A 23,578-nucleotide genomic window follows, 5' to 3' on the forward strand; every position below is an offset into this window, starting at 1 on the left:
CGGCGCGTCGCGCGTCGATGCGCCGGACGCCGCCGCGCTGCGCCGCGCCGCCGTGGCCCACGCGGCCGCGCACCTGCTGTATTCCCCGGCCGCCCAACCCGTGGCCAGCCTCAAGCCGATGGGCCTGGCGGTGGTGTCCGCCGTCGAGGACGCGCGCGTGGAGCGCGTGCTGGCGGCGCTGTATCCCGGCGTGCGGCGCTGGTTCCGTCCGTTCATCCCGCCGCCGCCCGATCCGACCGATCTGAGCTTCACCGCGCTGGTGCGGCGCCTGTGCCGCCTGCTGATGGATCCCGCGCTGCGCGACGACAACCATTGGGTCAACAAGGCGCGCGACCGGTTCGAGACGCAGGCCGCGGCCGACCTGGCCGATATCGCTGCCTTCCGCCGGCTGGCCTCGCTGCTGGCCAACGACCTGGGCCAGATGCGGGTGCGCTTCAACCCGCTGCAGTATGTGGTGCCGGTGGCCTACCGCGACGACAACAGCTACCTGTGGGACTACGGCGACGCCGCCGAGCCGCCGCCCGCGCTGGCCCTGGGCAGCCAGGGCGCAGCGCCGCAGGCGCGCGAGGCGGCGCCGGGCGAGCGCCAGGCGGAATCCGATGAGGACGTCGAGCTGGGCCGCTACGGCTATCCGGAATGGGACTACCGGCTGGCGCGCGGCCGGCCGGACTGGTGCACCGTGATCGAACGCCTGCCCGGCTGGCGCGCCGACGCCGCGCCGTTGGCGGGATTGCGCCCGCCGCGGCTGGCGCTGCCGCGCGCGCGCCGCCTGGATCGGGCGCGGCGCCTGCGGCGGCAATGGGAGGGCGATGACATCGACCTGAACGCCGCCATCGAAGTCATGATCGACCGGCGCCTGGACCTGGCGCCGGACGCGCGTTTCTTCCAGCGGCCGGGCAGCCAGCCCGGCGTCTGCAGCACGCTGGTGCTGCTGGACCTGTCGGCCTCGGCCAACGACCCCGCGCCGCAGGACGGCGCCACCGTGCTCGACCTGGAAAAGCGCGCGGCCGCGCTGCTGGTGGGCGCGGTGGCCGAGAGCGGCGACCGCATCGCGGTGCACGGCTTCTGTTCGGACACGCGCGCGGCCGTTCACTACTACCGCCTGCTGGATGCCGGCGCGCCGCCCACGGACGCGGCCCTGGGCCGCATCGCGGCGGCCCGGGCCCGCTATTCCACGCGCCTGGGCGCGGCGCTGCGCCATGCCGGCGAGCTGGCGCTGCGCGCGCCCGGCGAACGCCGCGCCCTGATCGTCGTCACGGACGGCGCGCCGTCTGATATCGACGTGCACGACCCGCGCTACCTGGTGGAAGACGCGCGCGAAGCGGTGCTGGCGCTGCGCCGCCGCGGCCTGCGGGTGCAATGCGTGGCGCTGGACGCAAAAGCCGAACCCCAGCTGCGGGCGATGTTCGGATTCCGCGGCTACCGCATCGTGCTGAACGCGGCCGCGTTGCCGGCCGCGCTGGCGCATGGCTACAGCCGCGCGACGCTTGGTTGACCCCCAGGAATCCACGTGTTGACGCCGCGCGCGCCTATGCTGAAACTGATCACCTCGACCGATTGACCTCTGTGCGGCGGCTGCTCCGACCATGGCAAACAAAGATCCTATCCGCGTGGGCGTGTTGTTCTCTGAAACGGGGGCCACATCGACCATAGGCCGTTCCCAGTTGCAGGGCACGCTCCTGGCGATCGACGAGATCAACGAGGCCGGCGGCGTCGACGGCCGCGAGATCGTGCCGGTGCGCTACGACCCGCGTTCCGACCCGGCCACCTACAGCGTGCTGGCCGAACGGCTGATCACCCAGGACCGCGTCAACGTCATCTTCGGCTGCTACATGTCCAGCAGCCGCAAGGCGGTGCTGCCGGTGGTCGAGAAATGGAACCGGCTGCTGTTCTACCCGACGCTGTACGAGGGCTTCGAGTTCTCCAACAACATCATCTACACCGGCGCCGCGCCCAACCAGAACAGCGTGCAGCTGGCGGAATTCATGACCGCCAACTTCGGCGCCCGCGTCTACCTGATCGGCTCGGACTACATCTATCCCTACGAGTCCAACCGCATCATGCGCGAGCTGGTGCTGCAGCGGCAGGACAGCGCCAAGCTGGGCGAACGCTACGTGCCGCTGACCGCGACCGAGCGCGACTACCGCGAGATCCTCGACGACATCCGCAACAAGCGCCCCGACTTCATCTTCTCGACCGTGGTGGGCAACTCCACCGCCTGCCTGTACCGCGCCTACGCCGACGCCGGCTTCGATCCCAAGACCATGCCGATCGCCAGCCTGACCACCTCCGAGGCCGAGATCTCGCAGATGGAGCCCGAGGTGGCGGCCGGGCACTTCACGTCGGCGCCGTATTTCCAGTCGATCGACTCCGAGGTCAACCACCGTTGCCTCGAACGGCTGCGGCGGCGCTTCGGCCAGGACTGCGTGCCCAACCTGTGCTGGGAGGCCGCGTACTTCCAGATGCACATCTTCGCCAACGCCTACCGCGACACCGGCACCGACGAGATCGCGCAGATCCTGCCGCGCGTGCTGCAAAGCGAATTCCAGGCGCCGCAGGGCCGCGTGCGCATCGATCCCACCAACCACCACACCTGCCTCTATCCGCGGGTGGGGCGGGTCAACGGCAAGGGCCAGTTCACCATCGTGCGCGAGGCCACCCGGCCCGTGCATCCCGATCCGTACCTGGTCACCCATTCGCTGGGCGACTGGACGGCGACCCTGAGCTCGCTGGAGATCTGACGGTGGAGCCGGCCAGCCGCCTGCGCGTGATGCGCGCGACGCCTTCGTTGCTCAAGGACCTGCGCACCCTGCGTATCGCCGTCTACCACCCGGACGACGCCGATGGCAGGCAGCTGACGCAGCAGCTGCAGCGCATCGGCTGTCAGGTGCAGACCTTCTGGCCGCCCGCGCCGACCCTGCCCGAGGGGCTGGACGCGGTGTTCCTGGCGGTGCGGCCGGACGTCATCGACCTGGGCTTCGAATGGGCCAAGAGTGACGACGCGCCGATGGTCATCGCCATCGTCACCTACGAGAACCCGACCATCGTCGAGGCGGTGCTGCGCATCGGCGCCAAGGCGGTGCTGCCGTCGCCGGTGAGATCGTTCGGCCTCTTGTCCACCCTGGTGGTGGCGCGGCAGGTCGACGACGACATCCGCTCGCACGCGCGCCGGCTGCGCAAGCTCGAAGGCAAGCTGCTGGGCGCGCGCCGCATCGCCGAAGCCAAGAGCATCCTGATGCGCACGCGCAACGTGACGGAAGGGCAGGCCTACGACCTGATCCGAGAACAGGCCATGAACAAGCGCGTCACCACCGAGGAAATCGCCGGCGCCATCGTCAACGCCAACGAGATCCTGTCGCTTGGCAAATAGCGCTCAGTACTTGCCGGTCAGCAGTTCGCCGGCGTCGGGCACGCGCGTTTCCAGGTCCAGCACCTTGAGCATGCGATAGACCGTGGCCGCGGCGGCGGTCACCACCGGCAGGCCCAGGCGGTCCTGCACCGGCTGGATCGACGCCAGCGACGGCATCTGCACGCAGGCCGACAGCACCACCGCGTCGACGCCGCGCGTGTCCAGGCGCGCGACATGACTGGCGGGCGCCATCGGGTCCTGCGCGCCCACCTTCAGGTTGTCGGCGATCTCCAGCGACAGGCTGTCGTGCACTTCGATGCCTTCGTGCTCGATGTAGTCCACCACCAGCTTGGTCAGCGGCTTCATGTAGGGCGTCAGGATCGCGACCTTGCGCGCGCCGATGGCGTGCAGTCCCTCGACCAGCGCGCCGGCGCTGGAGACGATGGGCGCGGGCGCGCCATTGTCCACGGTGGCCTGGTGCAGCCGTTCCTGCGAGGCGCGGTGGTAGCCCAGGCCCTGCGCCATGATGGCCACCAGGCAGGCGTAGCCCAGCACGTCGACGCGCGCGTCCGACAGTTCCTGCGCGCAGCGGTCGGACTCGCGGTCCATCGAGGCCAGCTCGGCCGCCGTCACCTGCTTCATGCGCATGCGGCTGGAGTGGAAGGTGAAGCGTTCGGGCGCGATGGTCTCGCGCCGGCGCAGCATGGCGGGGATCTCCGTTTCCATGGTGGTGTTGGAACTGGGAACGATCTGGCCGATGCGCAGGACGCGGGGCGACTGGGTCATGGCGGGTCTCCGGTAAGCGTTGTCAGCGCCCGGGTGGACGCGAGAAGCCGATTCTGCTCGCCGCGAACGATAGTTTCCAATATAGTTTTTGTCTGGTTTCATATCTTTCGCAAATCATTGGCCGCCATGGAAATCCGCCAACTCCGTTATTTCGCCGTGCTGGCCGAAGAGCTCAACTTCACCCGCGCCGCCGCCCGGCTGCATATCTCGCAGCCGCCGCTGAGCCTGCAGATCGCCCAGCTCGAGCGCGAGCTGGAGGTCAGGCTGTTTGACCGCACCAACCGGCGGGTGACGCTGACCGAGGCCGGCGCCGCGTTCCTGAACGACGTGCGCGCCACGCTCGCCGGCCTCAAGGACGCCACGGTGCGGGCGCGCGCCGTCGACCAGGGCAGGGCGGGACGGGTCGAGATCGGCCTGTCAGGCTCGCACTTCCTGGGGCCGGTGCCGGCGCTGATCGCGCGTCATGCGCAGACCCACCCGCAGGTGTCGGTGCTGCTCAACGAGATGAATCCCGCCGCGCAGCTGGACGCGGTGCGCGGCCACCGGATCGACGTCAGCATCTCGCGCACCGCCGTGGACGACGACGAACTGCAATCGCTGGCGCTGTGGCCCGATCCGGTGGTGGCGGCCCTGCCGCCCGGGCACCGCCTGGCCGGGCGCAAGCGCCTGGCGCTGGCCGACCTCAGGCAGGACGCGTTCGTGATGCTGCGCACCGAGACCTCGGCCTTCGCCCGCGAGTTGGCCGATACCTGCGCCCGCGCCGGCCTGGCGCAATCGGTGGCGCAGCGCGTGGCCGAAGTGCCGGCGCAGCTGGCGCTGGTGGCGGCCGGGCTGGGCGTGGCCCTGGTGCCGGCCTCGGCGTGCGGCCATTTCGGCGCGCGCATCGTGGTGTGCGCGCTGCCGGCCGCGGTCGGCAGCGGCACGGTCTACGCGGTCACGCGGCGCGACGACGGCAACCGCGCGCTGCAGGCGTTCCTGCGCACGGCGGCGCAGATCGCGGCACGCCCGCCGCGCTGAAACGATGCGCTCTTTTGCGCAGGCGAAGCCGCTCCTCCAGATTCCGGAATAGGCATTTCGCGGCATCGCGGCCACACTCTCCCGCACAAGTTGATTCGCACCAGGATCACGCAGGGAGACAAGCATGCCGCACCCGCAACGCTGGCTGGCCGCCAGCGCGCTGTCGCTCGCCATGGCGGGTCCCGCCCTGGCGGCGTGGCCCGAACGGCCCATCACCCTCATCGTGCCGGCTTCGCCCGGCGGCACCACCGACATCGCGGCGCGCCTGATCGCCGACAAGCTGGCCACGAAGCTGGGCCAGCAGGTCATCGTCGAGAACCGCGCCGGCGCCGCCGGCATCATCGGCGCGCAGACCCTGGCGCGCGCCAAGCCTGACGGCTACACGGTGCTGATGGGCAACATCGGCCCCAACGCCATCAACTACGCGCTCTACAAGACGCTGCCCTACAAGCCGGCCGACTTCGCGCCGGTGACGCTGGTGATTTCCGTGCCGAACGTGCTAGTGGTCAACGAGGCCTCGCCCGCGCACAGCGTGGCCGACCTGCTGGCGCTGGCGCGGCGGGACCCGGGCAAGGTGTCGTTCGGCAGCTCGGGCAGCGGCCAGTCGCCGCACCTGTCGGCCGAGCTGTTCAAGCAGCGCGCCGGCATCGGCGGCACGCACGTGCCCTACAAGGGCGCGGGCCCGGCGGTGGCGGCGCTGCTGGGCCAGCAGTTCACCTTCATGATCGACAACCTGCCCAGCTCCATGCCCTATATCCAGTCGGGCAAGCTGCGCGCGCTGGCCGTCACCAGCGCGCGGCGGCTGGCGGAATTGCCCGACGTGCCGACGATGGCCGAGGCCGGCGTGCCCGACATGGTCGTCACCGCCTGGTTCGGCCTGGTGGCGCCGGCCGGCACGCCCGCCACCGTCGTCGACACGCTCTATGCCGCCACCCGCGACGTGGTGCGCAGCCCCGATATCGCCGAGCGCTTCCGCGCCATGGGCGGGCAGGCCGGCGGCAACACGCCGGCCGAGTTCGCCGCCTTCATCGACCAGGAACGCACGCGCTGGAAACAGATCGTGGACGCTGCGGGCATCGCGCAGGAGCAATAAGTGATCGACAAGATTCAGGCTTGCATGAGGGACGCCGTGGCCGTCATTCCCGACGGCGCCAGCGTGCTGGTGGGCGGCTTCGGCGAGGCTGGCGTGCCGTACGAACTGCTGCACTGCCTGGCCGAGCTGGGCCGGCGCGACCTGACCCTCATCGCCAACAACGCCGGCACCCATGACCGCGGCATCGCCGCGCTGCTCAACCGGCGGCAGGTGCGCAAGATCATCTGCTCGCATCCGCGCCCGCCCAATTCCGAGGCCTTCGCCCGCGCCTTCCGCGCCGGCGAGGTGGAACTGGAATGCGTGCCGCAGGGCACCCTGGCCGAGCGCCTGCGCGCGGCCGGCGCCGGCCTGGGGCCGTTCTACACGCCCACCGGCTACGGCACCGAGCTGGCGCAGGGCCGTCGCCAGGAAGTGATCGACGGCGTCGGCTACGTGCTGGAACAGCCGCTGCGCGGCGACTACGCGCTGATCCGCGCGTACCAGGGCGACCGCTGGGGCAACCTGATGTACCGCCATGCCGCGCGCAATTTCAATCCGGTGATGTGCATGGCCGCCGGCCACGCCATCGCCCAGGTCGACGAGGTCGTGCCGCTGGGCGCCTTCACGCCCGAGCACATCATGACGCCCGGCCTGTTCGTGAAAACCGTGGTGCGGGTGGAGACCTGACATGCCGACGATCACCCCCATGACCCGCCAGCAGGTCGCGCAACTGCTGGCCGGCGATATCCCCGATGGCTCGGTCGTCAACCTCGGCATCGGCATGCCGACCCTGGTCGGCGACTACCTGCCGCCTGACAAGGACATCCTCTTGCACAGCGAGAACGGCATCACCGGCATGGGGCCCGCCGCGGCCGGCGACGCCGTCGATCCGGACCTCATCAACGCCAGCCGGCAGCCCATCACCCTGCTGCCGGGCGCTTCCATCACCGAGCACACCGTGTCGTTCGCCATGATGCGCGGCGGCCACCTCGACTACGCCGTGCTCGGCGCCTTCCAGGTCTCGGAACGCGGCGACCTGGCCAACTGGAAGACCGACGCGGCCGACGCCATTCCCGCCGTCGGCGGCGCCATGGACCTGGCGGTCGGCGCGCGCCAGGTGCTGGCCATGATGGAACACCGCGGCCGCGACGGCGCGCCCAAGATCCTGCGCCAGTGCCGCTACCCGTTGACGGGCGCGGGCGTGGTCACCCGCATCTACACCGACCTGGCCGTGATCGACGTCACGCCCGACGGCCTGCGCGTGCACGCCATGCTGCAGGGCGTCAGCGCCGAGGCGCTGCAGGCCGCCACCGAAGCGCCCTTGCGGTTTGCCGACACGCCATCGGTCATCGCGCTCGATGCCGCCGGCGCGCCGCGCTACGTCAGGGGCTGAGGCAACCCGCCCTGTCCGAGCCATTCCGGAGTCCGCCATGCACCGTCCCGTCCTAGCCGTCCTGGCAACCGCCAGCCTGTTGTTCGCCGCGGCGACGACCGTCCGCGCACAGCCCGCGGCGGCAACACCCGCCGGCGCCTACCCCGACAAGCCCATCACGCTGCTGATCCCGTACCCGCCCGGCGGCAGCGCCGACATCCTGGCCCGCCCGCTCGGCGCGGCCCTGCAGAAGAAATGGAACCAGCCCGTGGTGCTGGAATACAAGCCCGGCGCCGGCGGCGCCATCGCCTCGTCGCAACTGGCACGCGCCAGGCCCGACGGCTACACCCTGCTGATGGTCCTGGCCGCCCACGCCATCAACCCCAGTCTCTACCCCTCGCTGCCCTACGACACTCGCCGCGACTTCGCCCCGGTCTCCCTGGTGGCGACCCTGCCCATGCTGGTCTCGGCCCCGCTGTCCACGCCCGCCAACAGCATCCCCGAACTCATCGCCTACGCCAAACAGCATCCCGGCAAGCTCAGCTTCGCCTCCGCCGGCAACGGCAACACCAGCCACCTGGCCGCCGAAATCTTCAAGCACCGCACCGGCACCGACATGCTGCACGTCCCCTACAAAGGCAGCGGCCCCGCCGTCGTCGCCCTGCTGGGCGGCGAAGTCTCGCTGATGTTCGACAGCATCTCGACCTCGCTGCCCCAGGTCCAGTCCGGCAAACTCAAGGCCCTGGCCGTCACCGGCGAACACCGCTCCCCCTTGCTGCCCGACGTTCCCACCGTCGCCGAAGCCGTCCCCGGCTTCGTCATCAACGGCTGGTACGGCATCCTGGCCCCCGCCGACACGCCACCCGCCATCCTCGACACCCTCAGCACCGCCATCGCCGCCGCCATCAACACCCCCGACCTGAAGGCCCAGCTGAACAGCTACGGCTACGAAACCGTAGGCTCCACCCCCGCCGCCTTCGCCGACCACATCACCAGGGAACTCGACACCTGGAAACAAGCCGTCGAAGTCTCCGGCGCCAAACTGAACTGACCCGGCAGGGCGCCTGGCGCCCACCGCGCGCAACCGGAAAAACCACCGCGCGCGCGACAGCGTCATCACAAATCGCAAGACACCACGTAAGCCGCAAAAGGCCGCCCGCGCGGCCGTCTTGCGGCGGGCCCCGCAAGATCCTCTCACCCCGCACCTTGATGGCAAAAAACGCCAAGCAAACAGCTCGCCCCAACAGCGGCCGTTAAGTCTCAACGCGCCTCAAGAACCCCACCGCCCCAATACAAAAAGGGCCTTCCCAAAAGAAGGCCCTAAAAAAACAACCTACCCAAACGACAACACACAATCCAACGCCTCAGGCTCCCCCAACCGAACCTGAAACCCCCTCAACTCATCCCGCCTGAACACATGCACGTCGACGCGATCCCCCGCCCGGTACTGCCCCAGCAGCACCTCCACGCCGGCAGCCCCTTCGACCTTCAGCCCATCGATCGCCACCAGCACATCCCCGGCTGACAACCCACCCTTGTGTCCCGCGCCACCTTCCAGCACCGTCGCCAATACCAGCGACTCGCCCTGCTTGCGCGTGCGCACATCCAGCGAAGGAATATTGACCGAAGGCTTCCACTGCAGCTTGATTCCCTGCGGCGCCAGCAGCTCCGCCAGCGGCACATCCGCCGTTCCATAGGCATGCCGCGCAATGAAGCGCCGCGCGTCCACGTCCGTCGCCTCCTTGATCAGCGCCGGCAGCCCATCTTCCGCCAGCCCCTGCGCCTTGCCGCGATAGAAATCGCGCCCATAGCGCTGCCACAGCAGGCGCATCACATCATCGAGCGAATGCGTGCCCGCCGACTCCTGCCGGATCAGCAGGTCCAGCCCCAGCGCCACCAGCGCGCCCTTGGTGTAGTAGCTCACCAGCGCATTGGGCGAATTCTCGTCCTGCTTGTAATAGCGCGTCCACGCGTCGAACGAGCTTTCCGCCACCGATTGCTTGTGCCGCCCCGGCGTGCGCGCGACGCTGGTGATGGTCTTGGCCAGCAGGCGCAGGTAATCGTTCTGCGTGATGGCGTTGGAACGCAGCAGCAGCAGATCGTCGTAATAGGACGTGAAGCCTTCGAACACCCACAGCAGCCGCGTCAGGTCCGGCTGCGCCAGGTTATAGGGCACGAACGCCTGCGGCTTGATGCGCTTGACGTTCCAGGTGTGGAAATACTCGTGGCTCACCAGCCCCAGGAAGCCGCGGTAGCCTTCGCCCTGGCCCTGCTGGCCCAGCACCGGCAGGTCCTTGCGCGCCGTCATCAGCGCCGTGCTGGCGCGGTGCTCCAGGCCGCCGTAGCCATCGCCCGTCACCATCGTCATGAAGACATAGCGGTCGGCGCTGTCCAGGAACGGCGCGCGCTTGCTGCGCGGCTCGAAGAAGGCGATCTGGGTTTCGCAGATCTTGCGCACGTCGGCCGTGATGCGGGCCAGGTCCAGGTTGGGCGCCACGCCCGTGAACACCAGTTCGTGCTCGGCGCCATGCGCCGTGAAGCTGGCCACCTGCGGCGTGCCCATCTCGACCGGATGGTCGATCAGCGCGTCGTAGTCCGGCGCCAGGTACAGGCCGAAGCCGTGGCGCCGCGCCGCGCCCTTGTGGCCGCGGGCCTCGGGCAGGCTGGTGTAGACCTTCCAGCCCTCGATGCCGCGCGGCGGCGCCAGGTCCACCAGGCAGGGCAGGTGGTCCTGGCCATGCACGCGCAGGAACACGCTGGTGCCGTTGAAGAAACCGTGGGTCTCGTCCAGGTGCGCGCCGCGCACCGACAGGTCCCACGCATAGACCATGTACTCGATCCGCAGCGGGCCGTCGCAGGGCGCGGCCTGCCAGGTGTGATTGTCTATTTTGTCGACAACCACGCGCCGGCTGCCCGAATAGGCCGCCACCGACTCGATCTGGCGCGAGAAATCGCGGATCAGGTAGCTGCCCGGAATCCAGGCCGGCAGCGATAGCCGCTGGCCTTCCGGCGCGGGCGTCTGGACGGTTAGGGTTATCCGGTAGCGGTGGCCGGCGGGGTCGTGCGGCGCAAGGCGGTAAAGTACGGGGAAAGACACGGGGAAAGCGGCAGTTTTTTCCATCCGTATATCTTATTTCATCCCATCCTCTGGAGACAGGTAATGAGCGAGTCGTTTGTGCTGGTCGAAACCCGCGGCCGCGTCGGTCTGCTGACGCTGAACCGCCCCAAGGCGCTCAATGCGCTCAACGATCAACTGATGAACGAGCTCGGGGCGGCGCTGCTGGCTTTCGAGGCGGATGCCGACATCGGCGCCGTGGTCATCACGGGCAGCGAAAAGGCCTTCGCCGCCGGCGCCGACATCGGCGCCATGAAAGACTGGTCCTACATGGACGTCTACGGCAGCGAATACATCACGCGCAACTGGGAAACGCTCAAGCGCATCCGCAAGCCCGTGATCGCCGCGGTCGGCGGCTACGCGCTGGGCGGCGGCTGCGAGCTGGCCATGATGTGCGACATCATCATCGCCGCCGACACCGCCAAGTTCGGCCAGCCGGAAATCAAGCTGGGCGTCATCCCCGGCGCCGGCGGCACGCAGCGCCTGCCGCGCGCGGTGGGCAAGGCCAAGGCCATGGACATGGCCCTGACCGCCCGCATGATGGGCGCCGAGGAAGCCGAGCGCGCCGGCCTGGTGTCTCGCGTGGTGCCGGCCGACAAGCTGATGGACGAGGCCCTGGAGGCCGCCACCGTGATCGCCTCGATGTCGCTGCCGTCGGTCATGATGGCCAAGGAATGCGTCAACCGCGCCTTCGAGGGATCGCTCAACGAAGGCCTGCTGTTCGAGCGCCGCGTGTTCCATTCGCTGTTCGCGACCGAGGACCAGAAGGAAGGCATGGCCGCCTTCACCGAGAAGCGCAAACCGGACTTCAAACACCGTTAAACCTTGTTACGCCCCTGCCGGCCCGCCGGCCGGGGCATGAAACGTCCCCACGCGCCCATCACGGGCGCGTTTTTTCTTGCGCCGCCCGGGGAGGATGCGCGTTGCGCCTTGAAACTTTTGGGCAGCACCTTGTTGCAGTGTTCGGCCCTATCCTGAAAAGGCGTCACTCAAAAAGAAGAGGTGCCGCGCCAGAGAGGCTTGCCCGAACTGGTAAGCCCATGCGCGGCGGCTCGCCTGCAAACAATAGCAACAAGGAGCCTTGCATGCGTACTTCCCCTTTTACTCGCCGGTGCTCCGCCGCCGCGCTCGCGGGCGCCTTGAGCGTCTGCTTCGTGACCGCCACGCAAGCGCAATCGCCGCGACCGTCGATGCGGCTGGTGTCTGAAACGCCGTACCCCGCCGCCGCGGCGCCCGCGCCGCAGATGAGCGCGCAGGAACTGCGCGACATCGCGATCGACGCCTACGTCTACGCCTATCCGATGGTGGTGATGGAACTGGCGCGGCGCAAGGCCACCGCGGTGCAGTCGCCGCTGGAAGGCAAGGCGCCCGTCAACCAGTTCGGCCACAAGGCCGCCTTCCCCGACCCGCGCGCGGCCGACACGCCCTGGCCCAGCGCCGACGCGCTGTATTCGAGCCTGTGGTTCGATGTCTCGCGCGCGCCGCTGATCGTGCGCCTGCCCGACACCGGCAACCACTACACCGTGCTGTCGGCGCTGGATATGTGGAGCGACGTGTTCGCCTCGCGCGGCACGCGCACCAACGGCCCCGGCGCGCAGTCGTTCGCCATCGTCGGCCCCAATTGGGACGGCGTGCCGCCGCCGGGCGTGGACCTGATCCGCAGCCCCACCTCGACCGGCTGGCTGATCGGCTGGACCCAGGCCGGCGGCCCGCAGGACTACGCCGCGGTCAATCAGATCCAGGCCAACATGTCGGCCAGCCCGATGGTGGCGCCGGTGGCGCCCGTGCCCGGCCGCCATCGCGGTCCCGGCAGCGCCACGCCCTATCCGCAGACCGGTCCGGGCGTGGGCACGGCCCCGATTGGCAGCGATGTGCCGATGCCCATGTCCACGCCCGTGGCGGTAGGCGAGGGCACGCCGGCCGAGCAGGTCGCGGGCATGGACGCGGCATCGTTCTTCACGCTGTTCTTCGACGTCATGCGCAACAATCCGCCGCATGCCAACGACACGCCGATCCTGGACCGCATGCGCCGCATCGGCCTGGACAACCGCCAGCCGTTCTCGTATGGCCGCCTCAGCCCCGCCGTGCAGCAGGCCCTGACCGAGGCGCAGCCGCTGGCTGGCCGCCGCATCGCCGACGGCGTCTCGCGCCTGGCCACGCCGATGAACGGCTGGAACACCGTGCTCACCGGCATCGGCACCTATGGCACGGACTACACGCGCCGCGCCGCCATCGCCTACGCCGGGCTGGGCGCGCCGACCGCGGAAGACGTGCTCTATCCGGTCACCGTCGCCGACAGCAAGGGCCGCGCGCTCAGCTCGAACGAGGACTACGTGCTGCATTTCGAGAAGGGCCAGTTGCCGCCGGCCAACGCCTTCTGGTCGCTGCATGTCTATAACGACAAGCACGGCTTCGCCGACAACCCGGCCAACCGCTATGCGCTGCGCAGCACCGACGGCCTGAAGTACAACGCCGACGGCTCGCTGGACATCTACATCCAGCGCCGCGATCCGGGCGAGCGCAAGCGCGCCAACTGGCTGGCGACGCCGGCCGCCGACGGCCCGTTCCTGCTCAGCATGCGCCTGTACTGGCCGCAGGACGTCGCGCTCGACGGTCTGTGGGCGCCGCCGCCGGTCAAGCGCGACTGACCGATCCGACGCCGCGCGGCCGCCGCCGGCGCGCGACCAACGGCCCCGCGAGGGGCCGTTTTTCTTTGCCGTGGCGCCGGCCGCGGGATCAGCGGCGCGCCGACGGCCTTCCCGATTTCGCGTCCCCAATTTTCACGCCGCGGGTCCGCCCGGCGGGCGCTGTTGTCGCCTTACAAACCGCCGAAAGTTCATTTGCTCGGGTAAAAAGAATCACGCTATACTCTGCGGGTTTGACGCTTGCGGGATAAGAACACATGGCAGGGATTTCGCCAGGGTTCTGACAGGGGCAAGGCTGGCGGTATAAGGCTTTAAGCGGGGAAGTTTGATGCAGCAGAACACAGTGCGGCACGAACCTGCGCGCGATTGGGACGAGAAAACCCGGGATCAGTCCTGTGGAATGGATCAGTCCCTTGCGCAACAGGGCGAAGCACGCCAGGTTCTGGCGGATCAGGATCCGGTGGACCGGGTGCTGGTTCTCAGCGACGCGGACCGCGCGGCGCTGAATGCGCAGGCTGGCCGCGGACTCTTGTTGGCACTGGCGGCGCAAGGCGCCATGGGGCTCGCAGCAGCAGTAATAGCGGGGGTTGTCGGAGGGGCGGCGGCAGGTTGGTCGGCGCTGGCGGGGGCAGGAGCGTATTTCATACCCAATGCGTTGTTCGCATTGCGCCTGGCTGTCAGTGTTCGGGCCGGTAAGGCCAGTCCCTTTACCTTTCTCTCTGGTGAGTTGATCAAGTTGTTCGCAACGGCGTTGCTGTTGTGGCTGCTTTCGCGTGTGGCGCAGGACAGCATCGTCTGGCCCGCCGCGCTGCTGGGCTTGATACTCACCCTGAAGGGATATCTCCTGCTTTTGATGTTCCGCAAGTTGTCATAGCGCTGCCGGTTGGGTTACGGCAAACGGAATCGTGGAATCGTCCGGCTCGCAAGGGCTCGGGCATACAGCAAATAGGGTAGGATTCAAATGGCTGCTGCCAGCGACGTGTCGCCTCAGTCCGCGTATATTCAGCATCACCTGGTGCATCTGAACAATACGGGCGAGAAACAGAGCGCAATTGCTCAGTTCGACATCATCAATTACGACTCGTTGTTCTGGTCCGGCCTGACGGGTCTGATCGTCATCTTCTTCCTGTGGCGCGCCGCCAGCCGCGCGACCGCCGGCGTTCCGGGCCGCTTCCAGGCCTTCGTGGAAATGATCGTCGACATGGTCGACGATCAGGCCAAGGGCATCGTCCACAACGCCAAGAGCCGCCTCTTCATCGCTCCGCTCGCGCTCACCGTGTTCCTCTGGATCATCCTGATGAACGCGCTGGACTTGCTGCCCGTCGACCTGCTGCCGTCGATCTGGCGCTGGACCGGCCTGGGCGCGCACCACGGCGACCCCCTCTACTACCACCGCGTGCTGCCGACGGCCGACCTGAACGTGCCGATGGGCATGTCGCTGGGCGTGCTGCTGCTGATGTTCTACTACGGCATCAAGATCAAGCACCCGGGCGGCTTCGTCAAGGAACTGTTCACCGCGCCGTTCCACGCGCACGGTATCGGCGCCATCGTCCTGGCCCCGTTCAACCTGCTGCTGAACCTGATCGAATACGCCGCCAAGTCCGTGTCGCTGGGCATGCGGTTGTTCGGCAACATGTTCGCCGGCGAATTGATTTTCATGCTGATCGCCCTCTTGGGCGGTGCCTGGACCGGTTTCAACGGCGCCAGCATCGGCTTGGGAATCGGCCACGTGCTGGCCGGCTCGATCTGGGCCATCTTCCACATCCTGATCGTGTTGCTCCAGGCCTTCATCTTCATGATGCTGACCCTGGTGTATCTCGGCCAGGCGCACGAAGGCCACTGATCCCCCGAATTTCCGGCGTCGGCCTCCCGGCCGGCACTGGATAGCAAGATCATCTTGCATTGAGCAGTACCACCATTCTTTTTTGTTTTTTGACTTCAGATTTCTAACCAAGGAGTTGTCATGACCAACGTCGCTTTCGTTGCTCTCGCTTGCGGTCTTATCATCGGTCTGGGCGCTATCGGCGCTTGCATCGGCATCGCACTGATGGGCGGCAAATACCTGGAAGCTTCGGCTCGTCAGCCTGAACTGATGAACGCTCTGCAAACCAAGATGTTCCTGCTGGCTGGCCTGATCGACGCGGCATTCCTGATCGGCGTGGGTATCGCCATGCTGTTCGCCTTCGCCAACCCGTTCGTCGGCTAAGGCACGCCCGCCGGCGAAAAGGCGGGTCATGACGCTGGCGGCGATGAGGGCTTGAGCCCCGTCGCCGGTCAGCAAAGTATCGAGTGCTCCGCGTTGCCCGTCCCGGGTGCCGTCGGAGCCGCAAGGTGTTAAAGGAACGACCGTGAATCTGAACGCGACGATCATTTTCCAGATGCTCGTGTTCTTCGTTCTGGGCTGGTTCACGATGAAATTCGTGTGGCCTCCTCTGACGAAGGCGATGGACGAGCGCCGCCAAAAAATCGCCGACGGCCTTGCCGCCGCGGAGAAGGGCAAGGCCGATCTGGCCCAGGCCCAGGCGCGCGTCAGTCTGATCGAGGCTTCTGCCAAGTCCGAAAACCACGCCCGCATCATCGAGGCCGAGAAGCAAGCCGCCTCCCTGATCGAGCAGGCCCGCCGTGAAGCGGAAGCCGAGCGTGCCCGCATCGTGGCGCAAGCTGCACAGGATGCCGCGCAGGAAGTCCAGCGCGCCCGTGATTCGCTGCGCGACGACGTCGCCGCGCTGGCCGTCAAGGGTGCTGAACAGATCCTCAAGCGCGAGGTTGACGCCCGCGCCCACGCCGAGCTGCTGAACCAGCTCCGCGCGCAGCTTTAATCCGGGACCGTCATGGCTGAACTTTCCACTGTTGCCAGGCCGTACGCCGAAGCCCTGTTCGCCGCCGCGCGCGACGACAAGGCCGGCCTGCAGGCTTGGGCCGACCTGGTCAGCGAGCTGTCGCAGGTCGCCTCCAACCCCGACGTGCGCGAGGCCATGGCCGACCCGCGTCTGGGCGACAAGCAGCGCGTCGAGCTGTTCACTGGCCTGGTAAAGGCCGAACTGCCCCAGGCCGCCCGCAATTTCATCGAGCTGCTGGTCGAAAACGACCGGCTGCTGCTGCTGCCCGAGATCGCCACGCAATTCGTGGTGCTGCGGAACCGTCACGACGGCACGGCGCAGGCGGAAATCACCAGCGCGTTCGAGCTGAGCGATGCCCAGGTCCAAGAACTGGTCGCCGGTCTCGAGAAGAAATTCGGCCTGAAGCTCAAGCCCGTCGTCACCGTCGACCAGTCGTTGATCGGCGGCGTGCGCGTGGCCGTCGGGGACCAGGTGCTCGATACTTCCGTACAAGCCCAATTGGCCCGCATGCGCGATACGCTCGCCGCTTAAAGGCAGCACTAACAGGATTCCAGGAGTCAATATGCAACTCAATCCCTCCGAGATCAGCGAACTGCTCAAGAGCCGCATCGAGGGCCTGGGCGCTTCGGCTGATGTCCGTACTCAGGGCACCGTCGTGTCCGTGACCGACGGTATTACCCGCATCCACGGCTTGTCCGACGTGATGCAGGGCGAAATGCTCGAATTCCCCAACAACGTCTTCGGTCTGGCGCTCAACCTCGAGCGTGATTCCGTCGGCGCCGTTATTCTCGGTGACTACACCGGCGTGTCCGAAGGCGACGCGGTCAAGACGACCGGCCGCATTCTGGAAGTCCCGGTCGGCCCCGAGCTGAAAGGCCGCGTGGTCAACACGCTGGGCGAGCCGATCGACGGCAAGGGCCCCGTGAACGCCAAGGCCACCGACATCATCGAAAAAGTGGCTCCCGGCGTTATCGCCCGCCGCTCGGTGTCGCAGCCGCTGCAAACCGGCATCAAGGCTATCGACTCGATGGTTCCCATCGGCCGTGGCCAGCGCGAACTGATCATTGGCGACCGCCAGACCGGCAAGACCGCCGTGGCCGTCGACACCATCATCAGCCAGAAGGGCAAGGGCGTCACCTGCGTGTACGTCGCCATCGGCCAGAAGGCTTCGACGATCAACAACGTGGTGCGCAAGCTGGAAGAGCACGGCGCGATGGAATACACCATCGTCGTGGCCGCTTCGGCTTCGGACTCCGCCGCCATGCAGTACCTGGCCGCCTACGCCGGCTGCACGATGGGCGAATACTTCCGCGATCGCGGCGAAGACGCCCTGATCGTTTATGACGACCTGACCAAGCAAGCCTGGGCCTACCGCCAGGTCTCGCTGCTGCTGCGCCGTCCGCCGGGCCGCGAAGCCTACCCGGGCGACGTGTTCTACCTGCACTCGCGCCTGCTGGAACGCGCCGCCCGCGTGAACGAAGACTACGTCGAGAAGTTCACCGATGGCGCCGTCAAGGGCAAGACCGGCTCGCTGACCGCGCTGCCGATCATCGAAACCCAGGCGGGCGACGTGTCGGCCTTCGTTCCGACCAACGTGATCTCGATCACGGACGGCCAGATCTTCCTGGAAACCGACCTGTTCAACGCTGGTGTGCGTCCCGCCATCAACGCCGGTATCTCGGTGTCGCGCGTGGGCGGTGCCGCCCAGACCAAGGTCGTCAAGAAGCTGTCCGGCGGTATCCGTACCGACCTGGCGCAGTACCGTGAACTGGCCGCCTTCGCGCAGTTCGCCTCGGACCTGGACGACGCCACCCGTCGCCAGCTCGAGCGCGGCAAGCGCGTGGTCGAACTGCTCAAGCAGCCGCAATACCAGCCGCTGCAGGTGTGGGAACTGGCCGTCACGCTGTACACGGTCAACAACGGCTACCTGGATGACGTGGACGTGGCCCAGGTGCTGTCGTTCGAAAAGGCGCTGAAGGACCAGCTCAAGGCCAAGCACGCGGCCCTGATCCAGCGCGTCGAAGACACCAAGGAACTGTCCAAGGATGACGAAAGCGAACTCGCCGCCGCCATCCAGGAATTCAAGAAGCACGGTGCTTTTTAAGAAAGTGATGGGTTAGGCGTCAGCTGCGCCTCACCCATCCTTATCGGATGGTTGAGGCGCTAGCGCCAACCCATCGGCCAGTCTTCACAGGAAAGCGCAATGCCCGGAATTAAGGAAATCCGAACCAAGATCAAGAGCGTGCAAAACACGCGCAAGATCACCAAGGCGATGGAAATGGTCGCCGCATCCAAGATGCGCAAGGCGCAGGAACGGATGCGCGCGGGCCGTCCGTACGCCACCAAGGTGCGCGAGATCGCCGCGCACCTGATGCAGGCCAACCCCGAGTACAGCCACCCGTACCTGGTCGAGCGCGAAGTCAAGGCGGTCGGCGTGGTCATGGTGACGACGGACAAGGGTCTGTGCGGCGGCTTGAACACCAACATCACCCGCGTGGTGTTGACGAAGCTGAAAGAGTTCGAGAAGAACGGCATCGCCGTTCAGGCGACCGCTTTCGGCAACAAGGGCGTGGGTGTCCTGTCCCGTATCGGCGCCAAGCTGGTTTCCCAGGAAGTGCAACTGGGCGACAAGCCGCAACTGGACCGCCTGCTGGGCGCGATCAAGGTGCAGCTGGACGCCTACCTGGAAGGCCGCATCGACGCGCTGTACGTGGCTTCGACCCGCTTCGTCAACACGATGAAGCAGGAGCCGCTGTTCCTGCGCCTGCTGCCCCTGGCCAGCGGTTTGGAAGATCCGTACCAGACGGGCGCCGAAAGCCTGGCCAAGACTTCGGAAGTGAAATCGGATTACAGCTGGGATTACATCTACGAACCCGACGCTCGTAGCGTGATCGACGACCTGCTGCAGCGTTACGTTGAAGGCCTGCTGTACCAAGCCGTGGCCGAGAACATGGCTTCGGAGCAGTCGGCCCGGATGGTCGCCATGAAGGCGGCGTCGGACAACGCCAAGAAGGTCATCGGCGATCTGCAGCTGGTCTACAACAAGACCCGCCAGGCCGCGATCACCAAGGAAATTTCGGAAATCGTAGGGGGCGCTGCCGCCGTCTGAGGCAGGCAGCATCCCGTCAAAAGCTATCAAGCAAGGAATCGACATGAGCAACGGAACCATCGTTCAGTGCATCGGCGCCGTGGTGGATATTCAGTTCCCCCGCGATCACATGCCCAAGATCTACGAAGCGCTTACTCTGGTCGACGAGGGTTCCTCGTTCGCCGAAAAGGGTCTGACGCTGGAAGTGCAGCAACAGCTGGGTGACGGCGTGGTGCGTACCATCGCCCTGGGCTCCAGCGACGGCCTGCGCCGCGGCATGAAGGTCGCCGGCACCGGCGCCCCGATCTCGGTGCCCGTCGGCACCGGCACGCTCGGCCGCATCATGGACGTGCTGGGTCGTCCCATCGACGAAGCCGGCCCGATCCAGCACGAAGAAAAGCGTGGCATTCACCAGCCGGCTCCTCGTTTCGACGAGCTGTCGCCGTCGGTGGAACTGCTGGAAACCGGCATCAAGGTTATTGACCTGGTGTGCCCGTTCGCCAAGGGCGGCAAGGTCGGCCTGTTCGGCGGCGCCGGCGTGGGCAAGACCGTCAACATGATGGAACTGATCAACAACATCGCCAAGCAGCACAGCGGCTTGTCGGTGTTCGCCGGCGTGGGTGAGCGTACCCGTGAAGGCAACGACTTCTACCACGAAATGGAAGAGTCGAACGTTCTGGACAAGGTTGCGATGGTGTTCGGCCAGATGAACGAACCCCCCGGCAACCGTCTGCGCGTGGCGCTGACCGGCCTGACGATGGCCGAGAAGTTCCGCGACGAAGGCCGCGACATCCTGTTCTTTGTGGACAACATCTACCGCTACACCCTGGCCGGTACCGAAGTGTCGGCACTGCTGGGCCGTATGCCGTCGGCGGTGGGCTACCAGCCCACGCTGGCCGAAGAAATGGGCAAGCTGCAAGAGCGCATCACGTCCACCAAGACTGGCTCGATCACCTCGATCCAGGCCGTGTACGTGCCGGCGGATGACTTGACCGACCCGTCGCCCGCCACCACCTTCCAGCACTTGGACTCGACCGTCGTGCTGTCGCGTGACATCGCCGCCCTGGGTATCTACCCGGCCGTGGACCCGCTGGATTCGTCCAGCCGCCAGCTCGACCCGCAAGTCGTCGGCGAAGAGCACTACGCCGTGGCCCGTGGCGTGCAGCAGACGCTGCAGCGCTACAAGGAACTGCGCGACATCATCGCGATTCTGGGCATGGACGAACTGTCGCCGGAAGACAAGCAGGCCGTGGCCCGCGCCCGTAAGATCCAGCGTTTCCTGTCGCAGCCGTTCCACGTGGCCGAAGTGTTCACCGGTTCGCCCGGCAAGTACGTGCCGCTGGCCGAAACCATCCGTGGTTTCAAGATGATCGTGAACGGCGAGTGCGATGCGCTGCCGGAACAGGCCTTCTACATGGTCGGCTCGATCGACGAGGCCTTCGAGAAGGCCAAGAAACTGCAATAAGGAACCGATATGGCTACCCTGCATGTGGATGTCGTCAGCGCAGAGGAAGCGATCTTCTCCGGTGAGGCGAAGTTCGTGGTGCTGCCTGGCGAAGCGGGTGAACTGGGCATTCTGCCCGGCCACACCCCGCTGATTTCGCGCATACGCCCCGGGACGGTCAAGATCGTTCGTGCCGACCAAGGCGAGGAAAACATCTTCGTCGCCGGGGGCATTCTGGAAGTGCAGCCGGGCAGCGTGACGGTCCTGGCCGACACCGCCATCCGTGCCGCCGACCTGGACGAAGCCCGTGCCCTGGAAGCGCGCAAGCGCGCCGAAGAGGCCCTGGCCAACGCCAAGGACAAGGCCGACATCGCGGTTGTCGAAGCCGAGCTGGCGATGCTGGCGGCGCAAGCCGTCGCCGCGCGCAAGCTGCGTCAAGGCGGTCGTTCGCACTAAGCGGCGATACGACCCGCCGGGGTTCGCCCCGGACTCGAAAAAAGCGGCCCTGGGCCGCTTTTTTCATGCCCGCCGTTCGCGCTCGTTCGGCGGCGCCTTCCCTCGGTCGACCGCAGTCCCGCTTGCGCTCACTACGAATGGCCGGGTGTGTTCTGCAACGGTAGCCTGCAATCTTTGGAACGCAAGCCGGGAGGAACTGCATGCGAGACACCATGGATTGCGGGGTGCTGCTCACCCCTGGCCACGAAATCGCCATGGGCCATTGGGTCGCCCGCGACCAGCCCAGGCTGGCGCGGGTGCGCCTGCACCTGGTGCCGCTGCGAACGCCGGGCACAGGCCCCGACGTCCATGCGCTCGCCGGGCTGGCCGTCGCCCTGCGGCGCTACGATCACTGCATCCTGCCGGTCGCGCCGGCCTCGCTGGCCTGGACCCGCCTGTCGCTGCAGCAGGCCGCAGGCGAGCTCGCGACGCCCATCCTGCTGTTGGTGCACGACATGACCGCGCCCGCCATCGAGGATCTGCTGCGGCTGGGCGCCTCGGACTTCCTGGCCGCGCCGTATTGCCTCGAAAGCCTGCGCGTGCGGTTGGGGCGGCTGGCGCGGCGTGCGCCCCTGTTGGCCGAAGGGTTGCGGGAACCCGAGACGGCCTATGCGGCGGGCGGCGCGCGGCCGGCTGGCCAGCCGTGCACCCGGCCGCAGGTGCCGCGGCAGGTGTTGCAGCAGGGGTTGGCCGGGTTGCGCTACCAGCCCGGCCGCGACACGCAGGAGGCCTTCCGGCAGGCCAAGGCGCGGGTGGTCGATGGATTCGAGTCCGACTACATCCGGCTGGCGCTGTCGCGCCATCATGGCAACGTGGCGCGCGCCGCGCGCGCCTCCAGCAAGCATCGGCGGGCGTTCTGGGCGCTGATGCGCAAGCACGGCATCGATGCCGCGCCGTACCGGCGCCAGGCCGCGATGCACGCCGACAGCGCGAGCGGCGCCGGCTGAAGCCCCGTCGTTTGCGCGCCGGCAAACGCCGGGCGCGCCGCCGCCATGCCCTGTCAGCTTGGGGCAGTAAAATCACGGCTTCCGATCATCGAGGATAGTCGTGTCTGCTTCCGTCTTGAAGAACGATGTGTTCTTGCGCGCACTGCTGCGCGAGCCCGTGCCCTACACCCCGATCTGGCTGATGCGCCAGGCGGGCCGCTACCTGCCCGAGTACCGCCAGACGCGGGCGCGGGCCGGTTCCTTCATGGGCCTGGCTCAGAACCCGGACTACGCCTCGGAAGTCACGCTGCAGCCGCTGGAGCGTTTCGACCTGGACGCGGCCATCCTGTTCTCGGACATCCTGACCGTGCCGCACGCCATGGGCCTGGGCCTGGACTTCGCCGAAGGCGAGGGCCCGCGCTTCGCCCGTCCGGTGCGCACCGAGGAAGACGTGGCGCGCCTGGCCGTGCCCGACATGGACAAGCTGCGCTACGTATTCGACGCCGTCAGCACCATCCGCCGCGACCTGGACGGCAAGGTGCCGCTGATCGGCTTTGCCGGCAGCCCCTGGACCATCGCCTGCTACATGGTCGAAGGGCAGGGCAGCGACGACTACCGCCTGATCAAGACCATGCTGTATGCGCGGCCCGACCTGCTGCATCGCATCCTGGAAATCAACGCCGAGGCGACGCTGCAGTACCTGAACGCGCAGATCGCCGCGGGCGCGCAGGCCGTGATGCTGTTCGACAGCTGGGGCGGCGTGCTGGCCGACGGCCTGTTCCAGCAATTCTCGCTGGCCTATACCCGCAAGGTGGTGGCCGGCCTGACCCGCGAACACGAAGGCCGCCGCGTGCCGGCCATCGTCTTCACCAAGGGCGGCGGCCAGTGGCTCGAAGACATCGCCGCCTGCGGCTGCGATGCCGTCGGCCTGGACTGGACGGTCGACCTGGCCGCGGCGCGGCGCCGCACCGGCGACTCGGTCGCGTTCCAGGGCAACCTCGATCCCATGGCGCTGTTCGGCGGCGCCGACGCCATCCGCGCCGAGGCGCGTCGCGTGCTCGACGCGTTCGGCCCGGTGGGCAAGGGCGGCCATGTCTTCAACCTGGGGCATGGCATTTCGCGCTTCACGCCGCCCGAAGCGGTAGCCGAATTGGTCGACGAAGTCCACCGTCACAGCCGTTCGCTCAGAGGGTAAGTGAGTGAACGCTTCGGCCCGCAGGGCCGGGTATTGAGGGCCCCCAAGCGCAGTTGTGCACAGCAAGATTGCGCTCGGGGAAAACCCTTTAGAAGCTAGTTTACAATCTTGAAAGTTTGCTTAAGTCGATGTTTTTAATGGAATAAAATAGGTTTTCAACAGGGTTGCAAGAGTTGATGCAATCTTGCCTTATTCCAATTTCTAACGTTGCTCTCGCCTTTTCCCCAAAGTTAT

23 protein-coding genes are annotated in these 23,578 nt (G+C 67.1%); 21 read left to right on the plus strand and 2 right to left on the minus strand.

All coding sequences use genetic code 11. The features are described from left to right. From H0523_RS23865 to H0523_RS23875, 3 genes are all read left to right on the plus strand, one after another. Positions 1-1,495 (plus strand): nitric oxide reductase activation protein NorD (locus tag H0523_RS23865; RefSeq protein ID WP_180180167.1); only part of this gene is annotated, 1,495 nt, incomplete at its 5' end. 91 nt (positions 1,496-1,586) lie between these two features. Then, positions 1,587-2,741: a transporter substrate-binding domain-containing protein gene (locus H0523_RS23870; RefSeq protein WP_054434864.1), complete on the plus strand. Its 1,155-nt coding sequence runs from the start codon at positions 1,587-1,589 to the stop codon at positions 2,739-2,741. Positions 2,742-2,770: 29 nt separating this feature from the next. Then, positions 2,771-3,370, plus strand: coding sequence for an ANTAR domain-containing response regulator (locus H0523_RS23875; RefSeq protein WP_082380628.1), 600 nt, complete (start codon positions 2,771-2,773; stop codon positions 3,368-3,370). Between the two features lie 3 nt (positions 3,371-3,373). Here the strand turns inward: H0523_RS23875 and H0523_RS23880 are convergent, their stop codons facing one another. Beyond that, positions 3,374-4,135, minus strand: a complete 762-nt coding sequence (locus tag H0523_RS23880) for a maleate cis-trans isomerase family protein (protein ID WP_054434862.1) — start codon at positions 4,133-4,135, stop codon at positions 3,374-3,376. A 126-nt stretch (positions 4,136-4,261) separates the two neighbouring features. On the opposite strand from H0523_RS23880, the gene H0523_RS23885 reads away from it, so the two are divergent. The 5 genes from H0523_RS23885 (at position 4,262) to H0523_RS23905 (ending at position 8,647) form a co-directional block, all read left to right on the plus strand. Further along, positions 4,262-5,152 carry a LysR substrate-binding domain-containing protein gene (locus H0523_RS23885; protein ID WP_054434899.1) on the plus strand — a complete coding sequence of 297 codons (891 nt, stop codon included), beginning with the start codon at positions 4,262-4,264 and terminating at the stop codon, positions 5,150-5,152. 124 nt (positions 5,153-5,276) lie between these two features. Continuing rightward, positions 5,277-6,245 (plus strand): Bug family tripartite tricarboxylate transporter substrate binding protein, encoded by a 969-nt coding sequence (locus H0523_RS23890; protein ID WP_054434859.1) that lies wholly within the window; start codon positions 5,277-5,279, stop codon positions 6,243-6,245. Beyond that, on the plus strand, positions 6,246-6,911 hold the full coding sequence (locus H0523_RS23895; RefSeq protein ID WP_054434857.1) for a 3-oxoacid CoA-transferase subunit A: 666 nt from the start codon (positions 6,246-6,248) through the stop codon (positions 6,909-6,911). Between the two features lies 1 nt (position 6,912). Then, positions 6,913-7,617: a 3-oxoacid CoA-transferase subunit B gene (locus H0523_RS23900; protein ID WP_054434855.1), complete on the plus strand. Its 705-nt coding sequence runs from the start codon at positions 6,913-6,915 to the stop codon at positions 7,615-7,617. A gap of 37 nt (positions 7,618-7,654) precedes the next feature. Continuing rightward, on the plus strand, positions 7,655-8,647 hold the full coding sequence (locus tag H0523_RS23905; protein ID WP_054461042.1) for a Bug family tripartite tricarboxylate transporter substrate binding protein: 993 nt from the start codon (positions 7,655-7,657) through the stop codon (positions 8,645-8,647). 282 nt (positions 8,648-8,929) lie between these two features. Here the strand turns inward: H0523_RS23905 and H0523_RS23910 are convergent, their stop codons facing one another. Then, on the minus strand, positions 8,930-10,717 hold the full coding sequence (locus H0523_RS23910; protein WP_054434853.1) for a M61 family metallopeptidase: 1,788 nt from the start codon (positions 10,715-10,717) through the stop codon (positions 8,930-8,932). A 39-nt stretch (positions 10,718-10,756) separates the two neighbouring features. On the opposite strand from H0523_RS23910, the gene H0523_RS23915 reads away from it, so the two are divergent. The 13 genes from H0523_RS23915 to hemE all read left to right on the plus strand — a co-directional run bounded on the left by H0523_RS23915 (position 10,757) and on the right by hemE (position 23,344). Continuing rightward, positions 10,757-11,533 carry an enoyl-CoA hydratase gene (locus H0523_RS23915; protein ID WP_006392527.1) on the plus strand — a complete coding sequence of 259 codons (777 nt, stop codon included), beginning with the start codon at positions 10,757-10,759 and terminating at the stop codon, positions 11,531-11,533. 263 nt (positions 11,534-11,796) lie between these two features. After that, complete coding sequence (locus H0523_RS23920) at positions 11,797-13,359, plus strand: DUF1254 domain-containing protein (protein WP_054434851.1); 1,563 nt, start codon at positions 11,797-11,799, stop codon at positions 13,357-13,359. Positions 13,360-13,816: 457 nt separating this feature from the next. Continuing rightward, positions 13,817-14,230 carry an ATP synthase subunit I gene (locus H0523_RS23925; protein ID WP_006392529.1) on the plus strand — a complete coding sequence of 138 codons (414 nt, stop codon included), beginning with the start codon at positions 13,817-13,819 and terminating at the stop codon, positions 14,228-14,230. A gap of 87 nt (positions 14,231-14,317) precedes the next feature. After that, positions 14,318-15,199 (plus strand): F0F1 ATP synthase subunit A, encoded by an 882-nt coding sequence (gene atpB, locus H0523_RS23930; protein WP_054434848.1) that lies wholly within the window; start codon positions 14,318-14,320, stop codon positions 15,197-15,199. Between the two features lie 120 nt (positions 15,200-15,319). Next, positions 15,320-15,562 (plus strand): F0F1 ATP synthase subunit C, encoded by a 243-nt coding sequence (gene atpE / locus H0523_RS23935; RefSeq protein ID WP_003815363.1) that lies wholly within the window; start codon positions 15,320-15,322, stop codon positions 15,560-15,562. Positions 15,563-15,704: 142 nt separating this feature from the next. Then, positions 15,705-16,175 (plus strand): F0F1 ATP synthase subunit B, encoded by a 471-nt coding sequence (locus H0523_RS23940; RefSeq protein ID WP_006227275.1) that lies wholly within the window; start codon positions 15,705-15,707, stop codon positions 16,173-16,175. Between the two features lie 12 nt (positions 16,176-16,187). Beyond that, the gene (locus tag H0523_RS23945; protein WP_006392531.1) at positions 16,188-16,727 is read left to right on the plus strand and encodes a F0F1 ATP synthase subunit delta; all 540 of its coding nucleotides are present in this window, start codon (positions 16,188-16,190) and stop codon (positions 16,725-16,727) included. Between the two features lie 31 nt (positions 16,728-16,758). Next, positions 16,759-18,300 carry a F0F1 ATP synthase subunit alpha gene (atpA, locus tag H0523_RS23950; RefSeq protein ID WP_054434847.1) on the plus strand — a complete coding sequence of 514 codons (1,542 nt, stop codon included), beginning with the start codon at positions 16,759-16,761 and terminating at the stop codon, positions 18,298-18,300. Between the two features lie 99 nt (positions 18,301-18,399). Then, complete coding sequence (gene atpG, locus H0523_RS23955) at positions 18,400-19,305, plus strand: F0F1 ATP synthase subunit gamma (RefSeq protein WP_006392533.1); 906 nt, start codon at positions 18,400-18,402, stop codon at positions 19,303-19,305. Between the two features lie 43 nt (positions 19,306-19,348). Further along, positions 19,349-20,749 (plus strand): F0F1 ATP synthase subunit beta, encoded by a 1,401-nt coding sequence (gene atpD, locus H0523_RS23960; protein ID WP_054434844.1) that lies wholly within the window; start codon positions 19,349-19,351, stop codon positions 20,747-20,749. Between the two features lie 9 nt (positions 20,750-20,758). Continuing rightward, positions 20,759-21,184 (plus strand): F0F1 ATP synthase subunit epsilon, encoded by a 426-nt coding sequence (locus H0523_RS23965; RefSeq protein ID WP_049070837.1) that lies wholly within the window; start codon positions 20,759-20,761, stop codon positions 21,182-21,184. Between the two features lie 200 nt (positions 21,185-21,384). Then, positions 21,385-22,170 carry a response regulator gene (locus tag H0523_RS23970; RefSeq protein ID WP_156333552.1) on the plus strand — a complete coding sequence of 262 codons (786 nt, stop codon included), beginning with the start codon at positions 21,385-21,387 and terminating at the stop codon, positions 22,168-22,170. 100 nt (positions 22,171-22,270) lie between these two features. Continuing rightward, positions 22,271-23,344: a uroporphyrinogen decarboxylase gene (hemE, locus tag H0523_RS23975; protein ID WP_054434842.1), complete on the plus strand. Its 1,074-nt coding sequence runs from the start codon at positions 22,271-22,273 to the stop codon at positions 23,342-23,344. The last annotated feature ends 234 nt before the right edge of the window (positions 23,345-23,578 follow it).

Origin of the sequence: Achromobacter insuavis, assembly GCF_902859645.1 — a bacterium.
Lineage (GTDB): Bacteria > Pseudomonadota > Gammaproteobacteria > Burkholderiales > Burkholderiaceae_B > Achromobacter > Achromobacter insuavis.